This is a genomic window from Tenacibaculum halocynthiae (assembly GCF_964512825.1).
In the GTDB taxonomy this organism is placed as follows: domain Bacteria; phylum Bacteroidota; class Bacteroidia; order Flavobacteriales; family Flavobacteriaceae; genus Polaribacter; species Polaribacter halocynthiae.
In genome coordinates this window covers 35,396-53,487 of the sequence record NZ_CAZELG010000039.1, presented here as the reverse complement: position 1 = coordinate 53,487, position 18,092 = coordinate 35,396, and the positions used below count along the sequence as shown (strand labels likewise).

General features: G+C 31.6%; 14 protein-coding genes. All 14 read right to left on the bottom strand.

Annotation, left to right across the window (positions count from 1 at the left end):
• Window positions 1–6: 6 nt before the first annotated feature.
• The gene (locus tag ACKTTQ_RS14755) at window positions 7–1,101 is read right to left on the bottom strand and encodes a hypothetical protein (protein WP_408049658.1); all 1,095 of its coding nucleotides are present in this window, start codon (window positions 1,099–1,101) and stop codon (window positions 7–9) included.
• A gap of 203 nt (window positions 1,102–1,304) precedes the next feature.
• Window positions 1,305–2,411: a lysine-epsilon-oxidase maturase LodB gene (gene lodB, locus ACKTTQ_RS14750; protein WP_408049657.1), complete on the bottom strand. Its 1,107-nt coding sequence runs from the start codon at window positions 2,409–2,411 to the stop codon at window positions 1,305–1,307.
• A complete protein-coding gene (gene lodA, locus ACKTTQ_RS14745) occupies window positions 2,411–4,543 on the bottom strand; it encodes a CTQ-dependent lysine 6-oxidase LodA (RefSeq protein ID WP_408049656.1) in 2,133 nt (710 codons plus the stop codon). The genes lodB and lodA overlap by 1 nt, the downstream gene beginning before the upstream one ends.
• Before the next feature lie 202 nt (window positions 4,544–4,745).
• Entirely contained in the window at window positions 4,746–7,004 is a 2,259-nt protein-coding gene (locus ACKTTQ_RS14740) for an IPT/TIG domain-containing protein (RefSeq protein WP_408049655.1), read from the bottom strand.
• A gap of 63 nt (window positions 7,005–7,067) precedes the next feature.
• A complete protein-coding gene (locus ACKTTQ_RS14735; RefSeq protein ID WP_408049654.1) occupies window positions 7,068–8,084 on the bottom strand; it encodes a glycosyl hydrolase family 17 protein in 1,017 nt (338 codons plus the stop codon).
• Between the two features lie 259 nt (window positions 8,085–8,343).
• Window positions 8,344–9,783 (bottom strand): eCIS core domain-containing protein, encoded by a 1,440-nt coding sequence (locus ACKTTQ_RS14730; RefSeq protein WP_408049653.1) that lies wholly within the window; start codon window positions 9,781–9,783, stop codon window positions 8,344–8,346.
• Between the two features lie 166 nt (window positions 9,784–9,949).
• Entirely contained in the window at window positions 9,950–10,165 is a 216-nt protein-coding gene (locus tag ACKTTQ_RS14725) for a hypothetical protein (RefSeq protein WP_408049652.1), read from the bottom strand.
• A gap of 918 nt (window positions 10,166–11,083) precedes the next feature.
• Window positions 11,084–11,968, bottom strand: a complete 885-nt coding sequence (locus tag ACKTTQ_RS14720; RefSeq protein WP_408049651.1) for a hypothetical protein — start codon at window positions 11,966–11,968, stop codon at window positions 11,084–11,086.
• A 197-nt stretch (window positions 11,969–12,165) separates the two neighbouring features.
• A complete protein-coding gene (locus tag ACKTTQ_RS14715) occupies window positions 12,166–13,365 on the bottom strand; it encodes a hypothetical protein (RefSeq protein ID WP_408049650.1) in 1,200 nt (399 codons plus the stop codon).
• Between the two features lie 21 nt (window positions 13,366–13,386).
• Window positions 13,387–13,896, bottom strand: a complete 510-nt coding sequence (locus ACKTTQ_RS14710; RefSeq protein ID WP_408049649.1) for a hypothetical protein — start codon at window positions 13,894–13,896, stop codon at window positions 13,387–13,389.
• A 179-nt stretch (window positions 13,897–14,075) separates the two neighbouring features.
• A complete protein-coding gene (locus tag ACKTTQ_RS14705; protein ID WP_408049648.1) occupies window positions 14,076–15,428 on the bottom strand; it encodes an ATP-binding protein in 1,353 nt (450 codons plus the stop codon).
• Complete coding sequence (locus tag ACKTTQ_RS14700; protein WP_408049647.1) at window positions 15,418–16,341, bottom strand: hypothetical protein; 924 nt, start codon at window positions 16,339–16,341, stop codon at window positions 15,418–15,420. The genes ACKTTQ_RS14705 and ACKTTQ_RS14700 overlap by 11 nt, the downstream gene beginning before the upstream one ends.
• Before the next feature lie 3 nt (window positions 16,342–16,344).
• A complete protein-coding gene (locus tag ACKTTQ_RS14695; RefSeq protein ID WP_408049646.1) occupies window positions 16,345–17,121 on the bottom strand; it encodes a hypothetical protein in 777 nt (258 codons plus the stop codon).
• A gap of 85 nt (window positions 17,122–17,206) precedes the next feature.
• The gene (locus ACKTTQ_RS14690; protein WP_408049645.1) at window positions 17,207–18,091 is read right to left on the bottom strand and encodes a hypothetical protein; all 885 of its coding nucleotides are present in this window, start codon (window positions 18,089–18,091) and stop codon (window positions 17,207–17,209) included.
• Window position 18,092 lies beyond the last annotated feature (1 nt).

The following is an 18,092-nucleotide window of genomic DNA, read 5'->3' as shown; positions in this document are numbered from 1 at the left end:
ATATTCTTAGATCTTTTTTAAACTGTTCAAAATTTTGTCTTTTTCCTCTCCTTCTATATTTTCTAAAAAGTTAAACAATTTACTATGTTCTTCTTTTTTAATTATTTCCTCAGTTACTTCAATAATTTCATTTTCTACATCTTTTTTTAGAGTATTTAACCCAACTTTAAAAGGTGTTCCATCATAATATCTTGCAATTGTACCTGGACCTTCAGGAGAACCATGATCGGCATCAATAGACTCTCTCCATTTCCTTGCGTGACTTGCCCATTCATCTTGATCAACTAATTCAGGGGGAGTAAACCATACATTCCATGTAAGTATATTATCTTTCTGCAACATATTTCCTGAGCCTAAATTGAAAATATCCATAATAAATTTATTAAACTCATCTACTACTGGATATCCTGTTTTTTTAATCGCTCCAATTTGTACATTTAAATTACCAACAGTCCATGCTTCTTCTTCATGTTTAGCAAAATCAGGGATAGGAAAACCAGTACTTTGCCCTTTACTTAAAGGAAATATTGGTTGTTCAGGATTCCCTACTATACTTGTAAAAACAACTATTGCCTGTGATTTTTTTGAAGGAAAAGGTAAATAACTTTTTTCAAAATGATCCCACAATTGTTTTACTATAAAGTTTTGTTTTGCACCTGGGCTGAACCAAATTTTACCAACTACTCCCATATCGGTAGCTAACTCTTTATTATCTTCATTTACCCAACCTCTAGTTCCAGTAACCGTAACCTCAACATTTAAAGTTCCTAAAGAAGGTGAACTAATACCTTGTTGAGGACAAATAATAGAATAAACTTTACCTGTATCTGTATATCCAATTCTTGAAATATCAGGAGCAAACATTTGGTAACATCGTTTCGGGTCTGGTTGTCCCTTTTCTGTTTCCCAACTAAACTCTGGCCATTTTACAGCTTGCTGGCGTTGAAGTTTATCAATATTCAACATATTATCGGGCATTGGTAATGATGTTAGATCTGGATTTGGATATGCAAAAGCTGGATTTGACGCTGAAAATCCTCCAATCCAACCTGCTGGTATATTTTCTGATGTTGACTTTTCTACTTTAGATGTAGTTTCCATTGTGTTATATTTTTAAGTTTTTAAAATGACTGGTATATTAATTTCTCACTTTCTAATTTAAATACTAAAAACGTTACTTTTCTTCCAACTTCTCTAAGCGTATATTAAACAGGTGCGAGTGCTTTATTTTTTGATGTAAAAACAAAACGTTCTTGTTCATTATTATTTTTATCTCTGATTATTAATCTTTTAAAAAAACTTTATTAATTTCTACGTTGCCAAAAAACAGCCCTTGGCCATCGTTTTTCTTCTTGGTAGTATCTTTTTTTTATATCATGATACTGTTTATAATTCTTTAAAATATCTTCTTGATATATGTCAATTGATGAAGAACCTTCTTCTATTTTATGAGCAATGTATTTCGCAGCAAAACAAGCTGAACTAATAGAAAAACCTATTCCCATTGAAGAAATTGGGTCAAATGAAACTGCTGCATCTCCAATCGCTATAAAATTTTCTAAATTTCTTACATCGCTTATTTGCGTATGAGCATTTCTGACCCATAATTTACTTGAAAGAGCCTCAGTATTATTGAGAAGATGCTTTATGTGATTCGTTTCTTGTAACAAACTTTCCCAAACGTCAAGCTGATGTAATTTTTTTTCAGAAATAATATCAGCATCAGAAAAAAAAGTAATTACCATTTTATTATCTGGCAAACAAGCAGCATACCACCAACCTAACTCTACTGATTCTAATGTTTGTTCAAACTTTTTAGAGGCATTATTCAATTCCAAAAACAATCCTACTCCCATAAGTGAATCGTCTTTTTTCGAACTTCCTCCTACTTTTCTACACACATTAGCTGACCTACCTGAAGCATCTACCAAATAATTAGCTTTGATTGTAAATTTCCCTTCCGTAGGATGACTAAGAAATACCCGCCAGCTTTTATCTTCTAACTGTTCATAATCTAAACACTTAGTTCTGGGGTAAATAGTAGCTCCTCTTTCCGCAGCTGTTTCTATTAATTTAAAATCAAACTTTTCTCTATCTAATTGAAAAGTAGCCTCATCAGTAGTAAAAATGGCATTCGTAGTACTTACCTTGTCGCTTCCCCAATAGGATTTACTTGCATATGCAGGTATAAAACTATTTTCCTCGAAATCACTTTTATTTAATTTTAAATAGTTTATCAAATCAAAAATACTTGCAGAAACATGTTCACCTACTCTTGTTTTATTAAAATCGGATTGCTCAATAAGGGTAACATCGCATTTAGAATAGTTTAATAAACTTAATGCGGCAGAGGCTCCACTTGGACCTCCACCAACAATAAGCACATCGGTATGTTTTATAGCATTTGACATTATCGTCTCATTCTTGTTCCTGAACGAGGCGTGCCTAGTCCATTTTTACTTACACTTATTTTCTTAAAAGCACGTTTTTCAAGGAAAGAGACTAATTTTTTTGCTCTTTCATTTTTTTCTCCAATACGCTTTAAATCATCTTCTATATAAAATACTGGAATTGTAGTTTCATTATCGTCTCCATTACCACTTACTTGTCCTACTCCATATTCTACAAATGAAAATAATTCATTTGTGCGTTCTGTTTCTGTGAAATAAGGAAATCCTTTATCTTGAGAGTTTGTGTTTCTAATAAAAGCCATGGAAGACCAATGCTCAACCATTTGAACAAAACTATTAATTCCACGAGCATAATTCATTTGCTGTCCAGCTGGTAAATGAGAGTGCATTTGACCTTCTAATGTTGTTTCACCAGTTAATACATCCCATGGACTCTGTGGTGGCCACCAATATGAATAATAAGTAGGTGGTAACGGTTCTTTAACTGGATCTTTTTCTATAGTTTGTTCGTCTTTAAAAACAGTATTAGAACCTACCCAAACATTTTCAGTCTTTTCTTCTGTAGTTGTTACTCTTGTATCTTTATTAAAATTAGGGTTTGTAAAATTAACAGGCTGCACAGTACATTGGAAAAAATCTGCTTGCCAAGGACATGCCATTCTTTTTGTTAAATCGCCTGGCTCACAACCGCCTCCCTCACATTCATCTCTTGATGGTGTTAAACCTGTAGTATTATAACCTCCAATACCTTTTTGATTTGAAATTACAAAAGGAGCTGCATATATTTTTGAATTTTGCACACTCCAAGTTACCTCAATACCTGGACACATTGGTAAACCAACACAGTTTCCTACACTTGCTTGATCTTCTTTACTAATAGGAAAAGGTTCATAATTTGGATTGTTCTCAAAATTACCATTTGCCCATTGTTTAAGCATAAAATATTGTGTATCATTTAATGATAAAAACTTCACAATAGTTTCATTACTCACCGAGTTACTTCCCGAATTTAAAGGCATCATTGGAAAAAAATCATCTCCATTAGTTTTAAATAACTGAGATTGTGGTTCATTAGGAACTGAATTCAATTTATCATTTGGACGTCTGAAATAAGAAAAATAATTCTCTCTATTAGCCTTATTCTCTTCGCTAGGATCAGAAAAATCAAATATATTGGAAGAAAAGGCAATCATTGATTGTACATTAGCTACCCATTGATAGCCAGCAAATCGTTTGATAATTGGTAAAATATCTCTCTGATAATTCACTTTATACGAGGCATTAAATATACCATGTTGACACATACCTGGCACAAGATTAAAACTACGTACTCCAACATCAAACATACTATCACTCAAATTAGAAATATTTACAATTTCTGGAGCAAAATCTGGAGAACCAACAATTACCCATGCTTCTAGAGTAGCAGGTGGTGTACCGTCATTAAAAATAATGCTACAATAAACCGGACCATCAGCAATATCATCATGCCAAGTATTTGACCCTCCATAACTAGTAAGAGGCTCATTTCCTCCTGCATTTCCATACCCTCCTAAAACAATTAATCTTCCGTCATCATCAGTTTTAAGATCACCTAATGTTTTAATTGCTGTACCAGAAGTAACTTCTTCAGGTGGATACTGAGATGGATACCCTGGAGGCACATTGCTCTTATCAAAACCAATCTCTTGATTAGGTCCACTCACACTTCTTGGTCCTGGATCAATAATTAATGTTTGCCTTTCTTTTTCTGTTTTTAATGATGGGTTTCTAAATTCTACCCCTCGGTTTTTATAACTATTCTCTTCTCCATAAAGAAGGTTTCCTTCTAATTCGCTGTACTGATACCAAGCAGCTTTTTTATTTGCTAAATGCACAGTCCATTCCATTAAAGAAACATTTGATGAGTTAGCGGTTAATTCTTTACCATCAGCATCAAACACCTTAAAAAGTTGCCCTTGCCTTCTTACTTGACTTTCGTCATCTTTAAAATTTTTAATGGGTCCTAATTTATTACCAGATGCATCTGCTTCATAAGGAAGACCACCAATTTCATCAGGAGAAAGGCAAAACTGCTTCCTACTATTCCCTAATCGAGCAACCCCTACGGAAGGGCTAATTTTTAGTTCCATAATTTTAGTATTTAGTTCGATAATTTATTTTACTCTCTAAGTTAAACACTAATCATTATGCTATTCTTCTTCTTTCTTTAAACGTATGTTAAATGAGTAAGAGTGTTTTATTTTTTGATATAAAAAACACTCTTACCCTTTTAATAAAATTATAATTAAATGCTATACAACCAGTATTTTAAAAAATTATTGATTTTTTTATTTATTTCCAAGAACCTAATATTAATTTTAATTGAGTAGTTCCTTTAGGAAATGACCCTGGGAATTCTGAAGGAACTTGTGCTCCACCTTTACCTCCTATTGGGTTTTCATCGTAAGCGAAACCATATGCTCTTCCCATATAATCCCCTCTTGATGATTTTGTTTTATTTACTATTGGTAAAGTAAATATATTAGTGCCGCCTACTTTAGTTGTGTGTAAAAAGTAAGAGAAGTAATTTTGAGGTTGGTTTTTAGGATACCAACTTGTTTCTTTTCCCCAATTTGTGGTTGTATAACCAGCTGTTTTTGCTGTTTTATAATCTACAATAGCAATTCCTCTATTTAACGCAGTACTTATTTGATTTTCCAACCCGTTAATTACAGTCTGGTTATTGATTGCTTTATTTGATTTACCTGGATATCTAAAAGATCCATCTGCAAATAAACCAATTCCTGCAAATGTCATTTGACCAGAAGAGTAATAATATTGTATTGGTGCTTTCGCAAATTTATACTGAAAAGAAGCACTATATGCATTACTAGTGTTTAATGTAACCGATACAATTCCTTTTTTAGATTTATTAATTTTAGTAATTCGTGTAATTCCATCTGAAGAACCTCCTCCTGGACTTACATACATACCTACTTTTAATCCTGTATTTAACGGTAAGGGCGTTTTAAAGATTAATTCGTTTCTCTTATTTATACTTCCCATAATTGGAGCTCTTTTATTTCCTTGTTGATAAGAAACTACCGAAAAACCTACAGGATTAAATGCATATAATGTTTCTGCACCACTAGCTGTAAATTTTAAAGCACCGTGTTTATTTGTTGTTCCAGGAAAAGTTATCGCTGATACAGGTGTTACTGTATAGTTTGCAGAAAATTTATTTGTTCCATTTTGCCATATATTCATTTTTAAACTAGTATCTGTAAACAATTTATTTAAAGCTTCATCAAATACTGTTTCTAACATACTTGTTTCTTTTTCTAAGTATAACCCTGGATTTAATAAGGCTGTTAAATCCTTATTAACGGAATAACTAAGAGGGGTATAATAAGCTGCTGTTGGCTCACCTGCCTTTATTAGTTTTTTCATAAATGGTTTGTAAGCTGCTGTAATATTTTTAGCTGTAATATTATGAGGCTGCCCTATTCTATCAAGTTCATTTCCACTTTTATCTTCAGCAATAATAGATAATGGAAAGAAAAATCCATCAACTGTAGAAATATCAATAAACAATCCTTTGTCTTTCTTAAAGGTGGCTTCAATATAATTATACTGTGGGAAAGCATTTTGTGGTGGATTATTTACTTGAAAAACACTTGCCCCAAATTTCTTGTATTTAAACCCTAAATTATTATTACTTGTTTTTGTTGAATTATCTTTATAAGTGACAGTAGTGTCTTTAATAAAAAAATAAATTCTTGCCCCAACTAAAGGATTTTTGTTAGATACTTTAATGGTTTTTAGCTCTTTTACTAATTCATAAGATTTTACATAACCACTATCAGAAGGCATTTTTTTAAAAGTTCCTTGTGAAGTTGCCCCATTTAGAGTTAACATTTTTTGTGAACTTGTACTATACCCTAAAACATATATTTTATATTTTTTATCTAAGCCTGTTAAATTATCTAAAGAAATAACATAAGTACTGTCAGGTTTATCACTTTTATAAGTAAATTTAGAAGCTTCAGTTATTCTTGAAAAGTTTGATTGCACCTCAACCTGAACACCTATTTCTTTAGATACATGAGGAGGGTTCGCAACTGCAACTATTGTATCTGTAACTGATAAAGGTACATTTCCTGCAGATCCAAATTTCACATACGTTGTACCAGAAAGGTACTTCCCTTTAATAGTTATTTTTTTCTTTCCTTTTACAGAAGTTGAATTTGGACTTACGGTGCTTATCTCTGGTAGTTTGTATTCATAAACTATAGAGCTATATACTTTTTTTGCGTCCTTTTTAAATTCAATGTATACTTTATCAATAGAAGGTGAACTAATAGCTGTTGTTTTGAATGTGATAAGAGTTTCAGAAACAACATTATATTCTTTTACTGCTCCATGTTTTTTAAAATAAACACCAACAATATTATCTTTAATAAACCCTGTTCCTTTAATTGATACAACTGTATTCCCTCCTAAAGACCCTGAAGTAGGGCTCAATGAAGTTATTGTTTGCGCTTTTAAATTGACCGATACTAATAATAAGACAACTATTAATAGTAGGTATTTGTAGGTTGTTATTTTCATGTTGATTTCCCGAAGGGTTAATTTTTAGTAATTAATAATTATTTACCTATATAAACACAACTATTACAAATTCAAAGTATATTTTGCTTTGTAATCATTATTCTTTGTATCATATTCATAAACACCCCAATGATGCTCATAAGTACCTGCTCCAATTGGTTTAGTATCTTCATCATACATTTCGAAAATAAAACAAGGAATTTTAATACCTGGTTTACGTGGTGTTCCATTACCACTTTTACAATGATTAATTAAATTTTGATTAAACGTTTGTGCATTAGAATTTGTTGCAGAAGGATATGTGGCTACTGGTCCTGTTGGCCAACCTGCTTCTCCTATTACAATTGGTAAATCACCATAATTGTTATTACCTAAAGCTACATACAAAGCATCATACATTGCATCAAAAATATTTTTGTAGGTATAATTTCCATCTGTAACCCATACACTTGGATCATTATTAGCGGTAAAAAGACAATACTCTAAAGAAATAGTTCTTTGATTGTTTTGAGTGATAAAAGGATATACATTTATCATAAACACTGAATCATCTGCTTTTAAAATAGCACATACATCTAATATGATGCTTTTAAGCCCATTATTAAATGATCCTGCTGAAGGTGGATACGAATTCCCCATAATGGCATAATTAAAAGGAACCGTTACTTTAGTAGAAAGTCCTTTTGCTTTAATTGCCGCTTTAATATTTGTTAATGCATCTACCAAATATGGAGAATATGCATTATTCCACCAACTTCCTAAAGGTTCATTTCCAACACAAATCATTGGAATTGTAGCTGAGTTGTCTGATAACACCTTTATTATAGCATTTATAGTAGTTGTATCATTATTTGCACATAGTTCTAAATCACCGTTAGGTACATCTACTAAAACTTGCAATCCTTGTGCGGCAAAAGCGCTAATGCAAGTTGCTTGATTGTAGGTAAACATTTTAACCGTTCCAACTCCTGTTGCTTTTATTTGTGAAGCTGCCGTAGCTGCACTTACTTGTTTTCCTGAACTTTGAAATGTATTACTAAAGTTGACCCCTACTGTAGTATTAAAAATTGAATTACTCATAAATAATTAGCTTTTGAATTTTGCCTACTCTACATAGTTTTCGGCTTCCCCCTAGATTTGATTATCACATTTTATAATGACTTGTTATCAAATCTACATACTAATTACATCACTTTTTATTTAATTTCTTTAAGCGTATTAAAAATAGGTAAGAGTGTTTTGTTTTAATGTTTCTATTTTGTAATAAAAAATTAAATTTAATAAGGTTCTGATTTCACGAACAATATTTGCTTGTTTTAATCATTGCTACTCCTATCAATCATTCGTCTTGTTCTTTCTTAGGGTTCTTTTCATTCCATTTAGCTACAGCTTCTACTCTAGCTACTTCAGATGTATCTACCTCATTATCCTTATGATCAACAATACTAGTATTTTCATCAAACTTTTTATATTTTTCAGCCCACATTCGCAATTTTACACCACTTGTTTTATCTGGTGCATAATGACCTGAAGATAATTTCACTTGGCTTAGCTCACCTTCATCATCAAACTTCAAGTATCCTGCATTAGCTACTTCCTTCCCTGAGTTAAAAGTACTGTGCTGAGTTCTTTTTTTATCCCCATCTTTACTCTCTTTTATCATCGCACTCATATCTTCTTGTGAACCTCTTCTAGTAAATATCACTTTTTTATTCTTCGCTTCATCCAATCCCACCCCTTCTTCACTATGCGGCGTAAATACCTTTGAGTCAACAAGCTTACCGTTTGTTAATTTTGCATCATATCTACTTCGCTCATCATATGATAAGTAATTAACAGGTTCTCCTTTACCTTTGAAACCCGTATAAGGATGATTTGGTTCAGTACGTTCTTTATCATAGCTACTTACAAGAGGTAAATCATCACTTTTAATAAATGAATCTTTTCTTTTATTATAAGCTTTCACTTTACTTTCAACTCGTTCTTTCACCCTAACCTCACGTTCTTCTCTTTTACTTTTCCACATCCCCAAAAACTTATTTTTCATTGATTCATTATCCTTCCAATCTTTCTCAAAAAGATCATATTTTAGTTTTTCTTCTTCTGAATCATAAGGGTTCGAATGTTTATGCCCCTCAACTTTGTCTCCACCTTCCATTTGTACTACTTCCGTATTCATAGCTTGTAGTACCATATTAGAACCTCGATTTGATTGATTATCCATAACTTCAAAACCTTGTTTCTTATTACTTTTTTTCTGAACTATGGAATTAGCTACCTCAATATTTTTACCTTCTTCAGACTTCATTTGTAATGCCTTACTTCCCATTACATCCGCTTCATTTTCCAAACCTTCATTATCATTCACTGCCACACCATTTACCAAAGTAGTTGGTTGTACTCTTCCTTGGGCTTGTTGTACTACATGACTTAATTCGTGAGGTAAATGTTTTTCTTGTCCAGCTGCTAAATGAATATCACTGCCTTGAGCATATGCATGCGCTTGTACAGCTACTGGTTTCGATGAATTTCGATGTACTTTAACATGATCTAAACTCATGCCTGATAAATTCTCCATTCCTGATTTTAAAGCATCAGGTAAACCTGTGTTATTTTCTTTTTTTTGAATGGATTGTTCTTGTAGTTTTTGTTGAACAACTGCTTCTGGTCTATTATCTACAAACTGAAAGGTAGCCTCATTACTATTTTTGAGTTGAATGTTTGCATTAGAAGTTGATTGACTTTTACTTTCTTTCGCTTTATTAGTATGAATATTCATAATTTACTTTTTAAGTTATTCTCTATTCGCTTATAATAATTGAACTAAAAAAACATCGCTTTTTAACTCAATTGTTATACATTTTATACTTGTTTTTTCTGTTTCTCACTTTACATCAGAAGCCATTCATATCTATATATCAGTAAACTACCTTCCTGCAACTTATTTAGATAGGTAGTTCATCTTTTTCTTCTAATCCCATTTTTTGGGTAGTGTCTGCTTTTAATTGTAAATCTTCCTCTTCATCTAACCCCTTTAATTGAGTTGTTTTTTTAGAAGTTAATGCTTTTGAACGGTTATCTTTTAATTGCAACGCCCCTTTACCTACTCCTTTATAATTATTGCTTTTTTGTTGAACTACTTTTGATTTTTTATATTCCATGATATTAATTTTTAATGCGTTTGTACAATTACAGGTCCAATTGCTCCACTATAATCTATTGCTGAACAATACTTATAATCGTGAATCATTTTTTCTAATGTAGTAACATGTGGATTGGTATAAGGCTATATTTACCTGTAATTAATTTTATGATATACAGATTGTATAGAGGATATTGAATAACCAATTTATTAAAGGTGCTTGATTCTTCCAACACCTTCATCTATTTTCCGAAACTATTTTCATAAGTATAAATACCTTTTGCAAATACATTTAGAACATGTTTTATACTGTGCGATTCACTTATTACAATTAAATACATTCGTTTTTTTGTTAGTAAATAACGATCCAACCCTTCCAAAACTCCCCTTGCAAAGCCGTAAAATATCTCTTACTTGTGGTGGCTTTGAACCTGAGAGTTCATTTCTATCTTTGTCGAATGTCCATCTTTGAATTGTGTCATAATTATCCTTGATTTGGAATTGAGTAATTTGAGATTTATTGTGTGCCGCTTCTAATATTTCCCTTTGTGTTACAGTCTCATACCAATTCGGATATACTATGCTCGTTAAAATAAGTTTACTTTTCTACTATTTCTTCGTTCTAAAATTTTAATATAACTAAGGCTATGTTAAAATTTGACGCCTTGAACTAGCGAAAATTAAAATGTATTTATTTACAATCATTATATATCCGAATTGGTATCAGGCCGATTATCCACAAACCCAGAACCTTGCTCTTAATTATTTTTTTTCTGAACAACTGAATTAGAAACCGTTCTACTTTTACTCTCTTTTGATTTCTCTATTTGTTTATACATATTTTGAGTCTTTTAATTTTCTTTAATCAATGTTATAGGCTATTTCACTTGCCTATAATACTAGAGCTAAAAAACGTTTTAATGATTTTAGGAAAACTTTAAATTGAATCATAATCATCGGAGAAGTCTTCCATGTCCTGACTTTCATCTTCCATTTCATATTCATCCTCGAAGAAATCTTCCTCTTCCTCACCATGATCTGACAAATCTGTCATATCGTAACCGCTCATAGGAATACGCTCTGATGCTACAATCTTCATTGACATACCATTGTCTTTTGTAGACTTTTTCCTAAGTAAATCTTTTTCATTATCTGACATCTCATAGGGAGCTAATTTTCCACTCTTGCGGTAGGCGACCAAACGCCGATGATCTAGCGAGTAGAGTTCCCCCCCTGATTCAACTACTTTGATTCCAGGAACATCTGTATCATCTTTGGGGTTTCGAAGTTCATGAGCTGTACTAGCAATAGAACGACCATCGGAGAAATGCTCCTGAGCTCCACTTTGAGCTGTCCTTACTCGTGATGGATTAATCTCACCCTTCATTGGAAATTTCTCAATTTCCCTCGAGCTAAAGGGGTTAGTAGTAACACTCTCTCCTAAAACATCAATTGGTCCCGCAGATTTACCAGCTTGCTTCCGGGTACTTCGCTCGTGGTATCCCTTTTTTCTCTGTGCTTTTAATTTAGCTTCAAGGCGTTCTTCGTATACATCAGTACTTCCTTTCTGTTTTTTTAAATCATGTTCTTTCTTACGTCTATTTTTCTTACCTCTCCGTCCGCCTTTATCTCTATTCAACTGTGTTACTTTTTCAGTATTCACAACTGGATCAATTGTATCTTGTGCTTTTCTCATTTGAATAGATTCCTGGCGATTATCCACAAATTCAAAACTTGCTTTTTCATTACTTTTCTTCTGTGTAATAGAATTAACAACCTCCGGGCTTTTATTTTCTTTTGGTTTCATTACTTGTTCATACATATCTTAAAGCTTTTTATTTTTTTTAGTAGTTATTATGAACTTACTTTATTATTACATTTACTATTCTTTTCATCAGATACGACACTCAAAAATATTTGGGGCTAACGGGACTAATTTAAACTCGTCATATTTTGAATCTTCTTCTTTGTCTTACCTCTATAATTCAACTGATTTTGTGAAACTAAACACTCTTTTTCTTACTTAAAAGTATCTAACCTCATCGATTCAGTTGACCAAGCTGCTTTATGTGCATACTTGTCTGTTGCTGGAAAAGTAGGTTCGGGAGAGCGTGATCGTTTTTGTTTTTTCTTTGAATATTCACCTCCTTTTCCAAATTGATCTATAGGCTCTCTCTCAGGAGAAGGTTCACGGGCTTTACTTCTACTTGCCGCTGGTAATTTTTCCCAAATCGTTCTTGCTCTGTCTTTTGCTTTTTCTCTATTTTTATTGTGTATCCTAGCAAACTCGGTGATATTTGTTACATCTTGTAAATTAGGTATTTTCCCTTGCAAATTGGTATCTCTAATCATATCGATACCTGGAGGTGTGGTATCTAAATTCCCTTGCAACATATACTGAAAGAGTAAGTCTTCATCTTTTGTTTTTAATCCTTCTTCAAAAGCTTTTCTTAACTCATCATGCGCTCCTGCTTGCCCATTAGTATATTGAGATGCTGTTGTTTTTTTTGGATCTACATACGTTCCTGTATGCCCGCTGGTTCCTCCTTTAGGATTCACTAATGGTGTCAATGCAGGAGTAGTTCTCATACCTGATTGAATCTGAGCAGCAACATCTCGCATCTTATCATCTGTTATTTTGGATACTTTTGTTCCTTCTGAAGTGGGAAGTATCTCGTGAAAGCCTTGCCCCATTGTTGTATTCTTCATTTTCTTTGCGGCAACTCTTATTTTTAGTAATGATTGTTGTTTTTGTCGTTGTTTTTTTACAGCGTCTTCTCTAATAATTGTTTCCTTATTTGTTAGATATGGAATTAATGAAGGATCCTTGCGATGACTGTATGTTTTAAATTTTGGTTTATGTATTACTTGATTAGCTTTAGTCATACTTCGAGTATTCATTTTTATTACTGGTGTAATTCCCTTGGCTAATTGATATACCTGTCTGTTACTAGATGTAATATTTTTTGGTACTTTATTAGCTTTGGTCTGTTTTAATTGTAGTGATGTATTTTCCTTTATTCCTACTTGAGTTTTATTTCCAATTTTCTCTGTATTTTCTTCAAAATTCATTCTTCTTAGTAATTGCCTTTGCGCAACACTCCCTGATCGGTTATCCACCAACGCTACCATCTTCTCCCCAATACTCTTATTCTGAATTACTGAGTTAGCAACCGCCCTGGTTTTATTTTCTTTTGGCTTATTTACTTCTTCATACATATCTCAAACCTTTTTATTTTTTCAGTTTGTTTTTACTATTACAGGTCCAATTGCTCCACTATAATCTATAGCAGAACAATAATTGTAATTATTTATCTCATCTTTTAATCGAACTAAATGCGGGTTATAGTAAGGGAACACTACTTTCTCACCTGTTATTAGCTTTATGATATACTGATTGTATAACGGGAATTTGTAAAAAAGCTCATTAAAAATAATTGAATTAATATCTGAAGCTAAAAATTCATTATTTAATTTTTTATATCCATGAATCTCTTTTAAAATTTGTTTTGAAAAAACATTTAAAACATGATTTAATTCACCTGATTTACTTTCTATAATTAAATACAACCGTCTTTCTTTTAACCAATAACCTTTTATTATTAATCCTTCTTTTATAACACAATAATTAAGTGCTTCAGCAATAATAATGTGTTGCCAGTTTAAAGGAATCTCTTTTCCCCATGACTTTGTTACTAAAACGAAATGATATACACTTTTAGATTTCCTGACTAATTTAGTTTCATTCATTTTTTTAATTAGTTATTTTTAAAATCATAGTTTTCAATACTTTTCTTAATCTAAAGACCACTTCATTTCATAAATTCCTTTTGTTATGACAATGTCATTATGAGTAAAACAATCTGTTAAACACTTATTAAAACCTAAAGATTACCTCACTTTGTAAACTGTTCTTATAATGCCGTACTTTAGAAAGTAGAAATCGTTTTATTTTCTTTCTTAAATTCTTTACGAATACCTTCTAATAATTCTTCTTTAGTAACTACAGTATCATTTCTTGTAATAGCTGCCAAGGCACAAAAACGTAATACATTAATTATTGCGCCTCCTGCTAATTCATACTCTTCCGCTACTTTCCATACATCTATATCTGGATGAAGTGTACATTTTCCTGAAAAAGCTTTTTCCCATAATTGATAACGCTCATTAACTTCTGGCATGCTAAAATGAATCATGGATTGAAACCTTCTTGTAAAAGCGGCATCCATATTTCCTTTTAAGTTGGACGCTAGAATTACTACTCCTGGAAAATCTTCAATACGCTGTAGTAAATATGATGTTTGCTGATTTGCATGTCGGTCATTTGAACTATTAGCTTCAGTACGTTTACCAAACAATGCATCTGCTTCATCAAAAAATAAAATCCAATCTTTATACTGAGCAATATCAAAAATTCTGGAAAGATTTTTTTCTGTTTCTCCAATATATTTAGAAGTAATCATAGATAAGTCTACTCGATACACTTCTCGTTTTGATACTTTTCCTAATAAAGAAACTGTTAAGGTTTTTCCTGTTCCTGGAGGTCCATAAAATAAAGATCGATATCCTGGCTTTATTTTTTTAAATAACTTCCAATCATTCATTAATGTAGTACCATGTTGTAACCATGCGCTTAACTCTAGTACTTGATCCATTACTAAATCATTTAAAACAACATCTTCCCACTCTAAATGAGTAGTAATTTTTTCTGCTGGAAATGTACTACTATGCTCTAATTTTGGTTTTTCTCCTAGTAAAAAATAATGAAACCATCGATCACTAAGACTTAAAATTCCATTGTATTTGGGAATAAAACTTTCTGTTTCTTCTATAAAAAGTACTTGTTCTTTAATAAGAATACTTTCTTTACTAAAAATAGCTAATACTTCTTTTCTCAAATGAGGATCTATTGTAGCTACTAAAAACAGTAACGTTTGTCCTGTAGGTAAAAAGCCACTATGATTTTTATCTAGTACGCCTCCAAATTCAGTAAATCCTCGGTCATATATTTTATTTCTTCCGAAAAAAACATCTAGCACTTCAGGTTTTAATTGAGGCGTTAACGCCAATACAATTGCTAATCGTTCGTATATATTTAATTTCCACTTTTTAATGCATTCAGCATATACGGTATCTTCCTCTAGTATATCTGGTAACGGAATTTCAGTCCAATGTGGTCGCTCTCCTTCATGCTCTAAATACGTACTTATCACATTATGAATTACCTCTTGTAACCAATATATTTCATTATATAAAAACTGTATGTTTACATTAGTATGCATAGTTTACAAACATTTTTGCTATATCATCTAAATTCGCATTTGCCCATTTAAAATATTGTAATGCCGTGTTAGGTGTTAATTGATTGGCTTGTAACATATCTAAAACACAAGTTTGAGAATTATAAGCTGATTGATTAGGCGCATATACCTGTTCAGACTTATAATCGTATTTAAAAAAGTTATTAGCCCAATCAATAACCCCAGTTCTTGCTGTTATTAATTCACTTATAAATACTTCCAATTTTTCTGGTTGTACAATTAATTTTTTGGCTTTAAAAAAACATGGGCGCTTTTTTTCTTCTTTTTGATAAAACTCTATATCTCTTGCCTGAATAGTTTTTGAATTTGCTTGTCCGAATAATTCTATTAAGCCAGCACTTTCTGTTTCAGATGCTATTTCTAATTCTCCTTTATCTGATCCTGAAATAACCAAACTCCAATTTGCAGTAGTTACACTTTCTGTTACTACATATACTTCTCTAAAAGAATATAAAACTTGTGTTAGCTTAATAATAAGCTCATCTGCAATTGTACTCCAGTTAGCTATTTTTATAGATTCTGGATTATTACTAGTAAAGAAGAAGCTTCCAAATTCTTTAAATGCTAATATTTGTTTACTATAACCAAAGTTACCTTCAATAATATTTTGCCCTGTATCTCTACCTGCATAAGGTTTGGTTACACCATTACTAAAATTCCAATTATACTCGTTTTGTTTTACTCCATATTCAAAAACCACTTCATCTAGATCTACTACATTGTTTTTAAATATATTTCCTAAAACAACCACTTCTCCTTTTTGAATTTGAAAAAAATCACCCGGAAATATATTTTGATTTAATGGTTTAGATGGAATAAAACCATTGGTTCTATTATAAAAATCTGTATAAAATTTTTTAGTAATATTTTCCATCTTTTATAGTTTTAACTTTTTCTTTCTTGATAATTTTCTTCGCATAGCAAGCCTTCTTTTAGCATCAGGGCTTGCTTTAAAATCTACTCTTTTTGCTTTAACCATTTTTTTAGCTTTTTTCCTTATAGTTTTCGTCACAGTATCTCTTGTATATCTCTTTTTACCCTTGTGTTCATTTTTTGATAGAATCTCTAAATTACTTTCATCGTTATATAAAAAGTTTTTGTACTCTTCGGTTTCATCAGACGACATGTCACTTTCATCATATTTATCTACTTCATCATCAATTGCTACAAAATCAATCATATGATCTATATCTGGTTGTTTGTTTTTTGCTCCTTTGGTTTTATGTTTTCTAATTTCTCTTCCCTTACTATCAAGTTTAACAACTTCTCCTTTACCATCAAAACCTGAATGTAATTTCCCACTGGAATCTGTTTGTCTTTCCATCAAACTTTTTCTAGTATCTCTATGTTTACCTGTATAGAATGAACGAGAACCTCTATAAGATGTACCAGGAGCTCTATAAATTTCTTCAGGATCAATATAACCATCATCAGATTCTGGCTCGTAAGTTTCGCCGTCAGATTCTTCTATATTCATTTCTTCATCTTCAGAATCTCCTTCATATCCTTCATCGTCACTATCTACTCGTTGTACTATATTTTTATTACTTTTTCTATTATCTATTAATTGAAAAGGATTTTTTTTTGTGCTTTTTGGTTGTATTAAATTAGCTGCCGCTTGATGTGCTTTATTTTCATTTTTATGAGTATACATAACTAACTTATTTAAATACGTTAATAAAAAAGAGATTGTTTAAAATGAATGTTTTAGTTAAATTTAAACAATCTCTTTTTTTATTTTAAGAAGCTAATGCTGCTGCATTGGCTGCTGCTAAACCTGCTTCTAAAGAATTTAATTTTATAGTTGCTTTGCTTAACCTTGTTTCAGCTTCGTTTAATTGCTCTGAAGCTTTCTTATTTGCTCTTAAAGTGCTGTTATATTTTACAACTGCATTATCATATGCTAAATAAATTAATGATGTTAAATTAGCTTCATCTGAAAATGAAGTAGCATTCATAATTTCCTTTTTATAATCATAAAGCCTGTTAATAAATGAATTTATTTCTTCATCGTTTTTATGTTCTAAAACATACCCTGTAATAAATTCAAATAAACGAATAGCTTGTAAAAATTCTAAAGACATTACACCTTGAGATTCTATGGTCGTTGTTTGAGATGCTATAACTGAATTTAAAGCCGTAAGTGTAAGTGTTACTGCATTATTTGCACTGGTACCTGCATTGGTTACCATAGTAACTAATTCATCAGATATTAATGGGTTTTGTGCTTTTTTACGTATTACTAGATTTGATAATTTATTAACTACTTCAGCCGAATAAATCAGCTTGTTAACTACTACCTCAATGCTTTGTGCTACTTCTTTTATTTTTACATCAGATTTTAAAATACCCTTAAAAGTTATTTTAGAGTTTATAAGTACACCTAATATATTATCTATAATTTGATTTAACGATTCTTTATTAGCTAATGCTGTATTTTTATTTTGCGTATCAACCGCCAATAAAGATTCTAAATTATTTGATTTTTCAGTTAAAGAATTTACAATTGCTTGTAATTGTTCAACTTCATTTTGAGCTATTAAAACTTCATTAGATAAAGCATCTAATTCAGCCTTTTTCTTTTCGGTTATTCCGTATTTTTTATTTAAAGTAAGCGTTGTCATA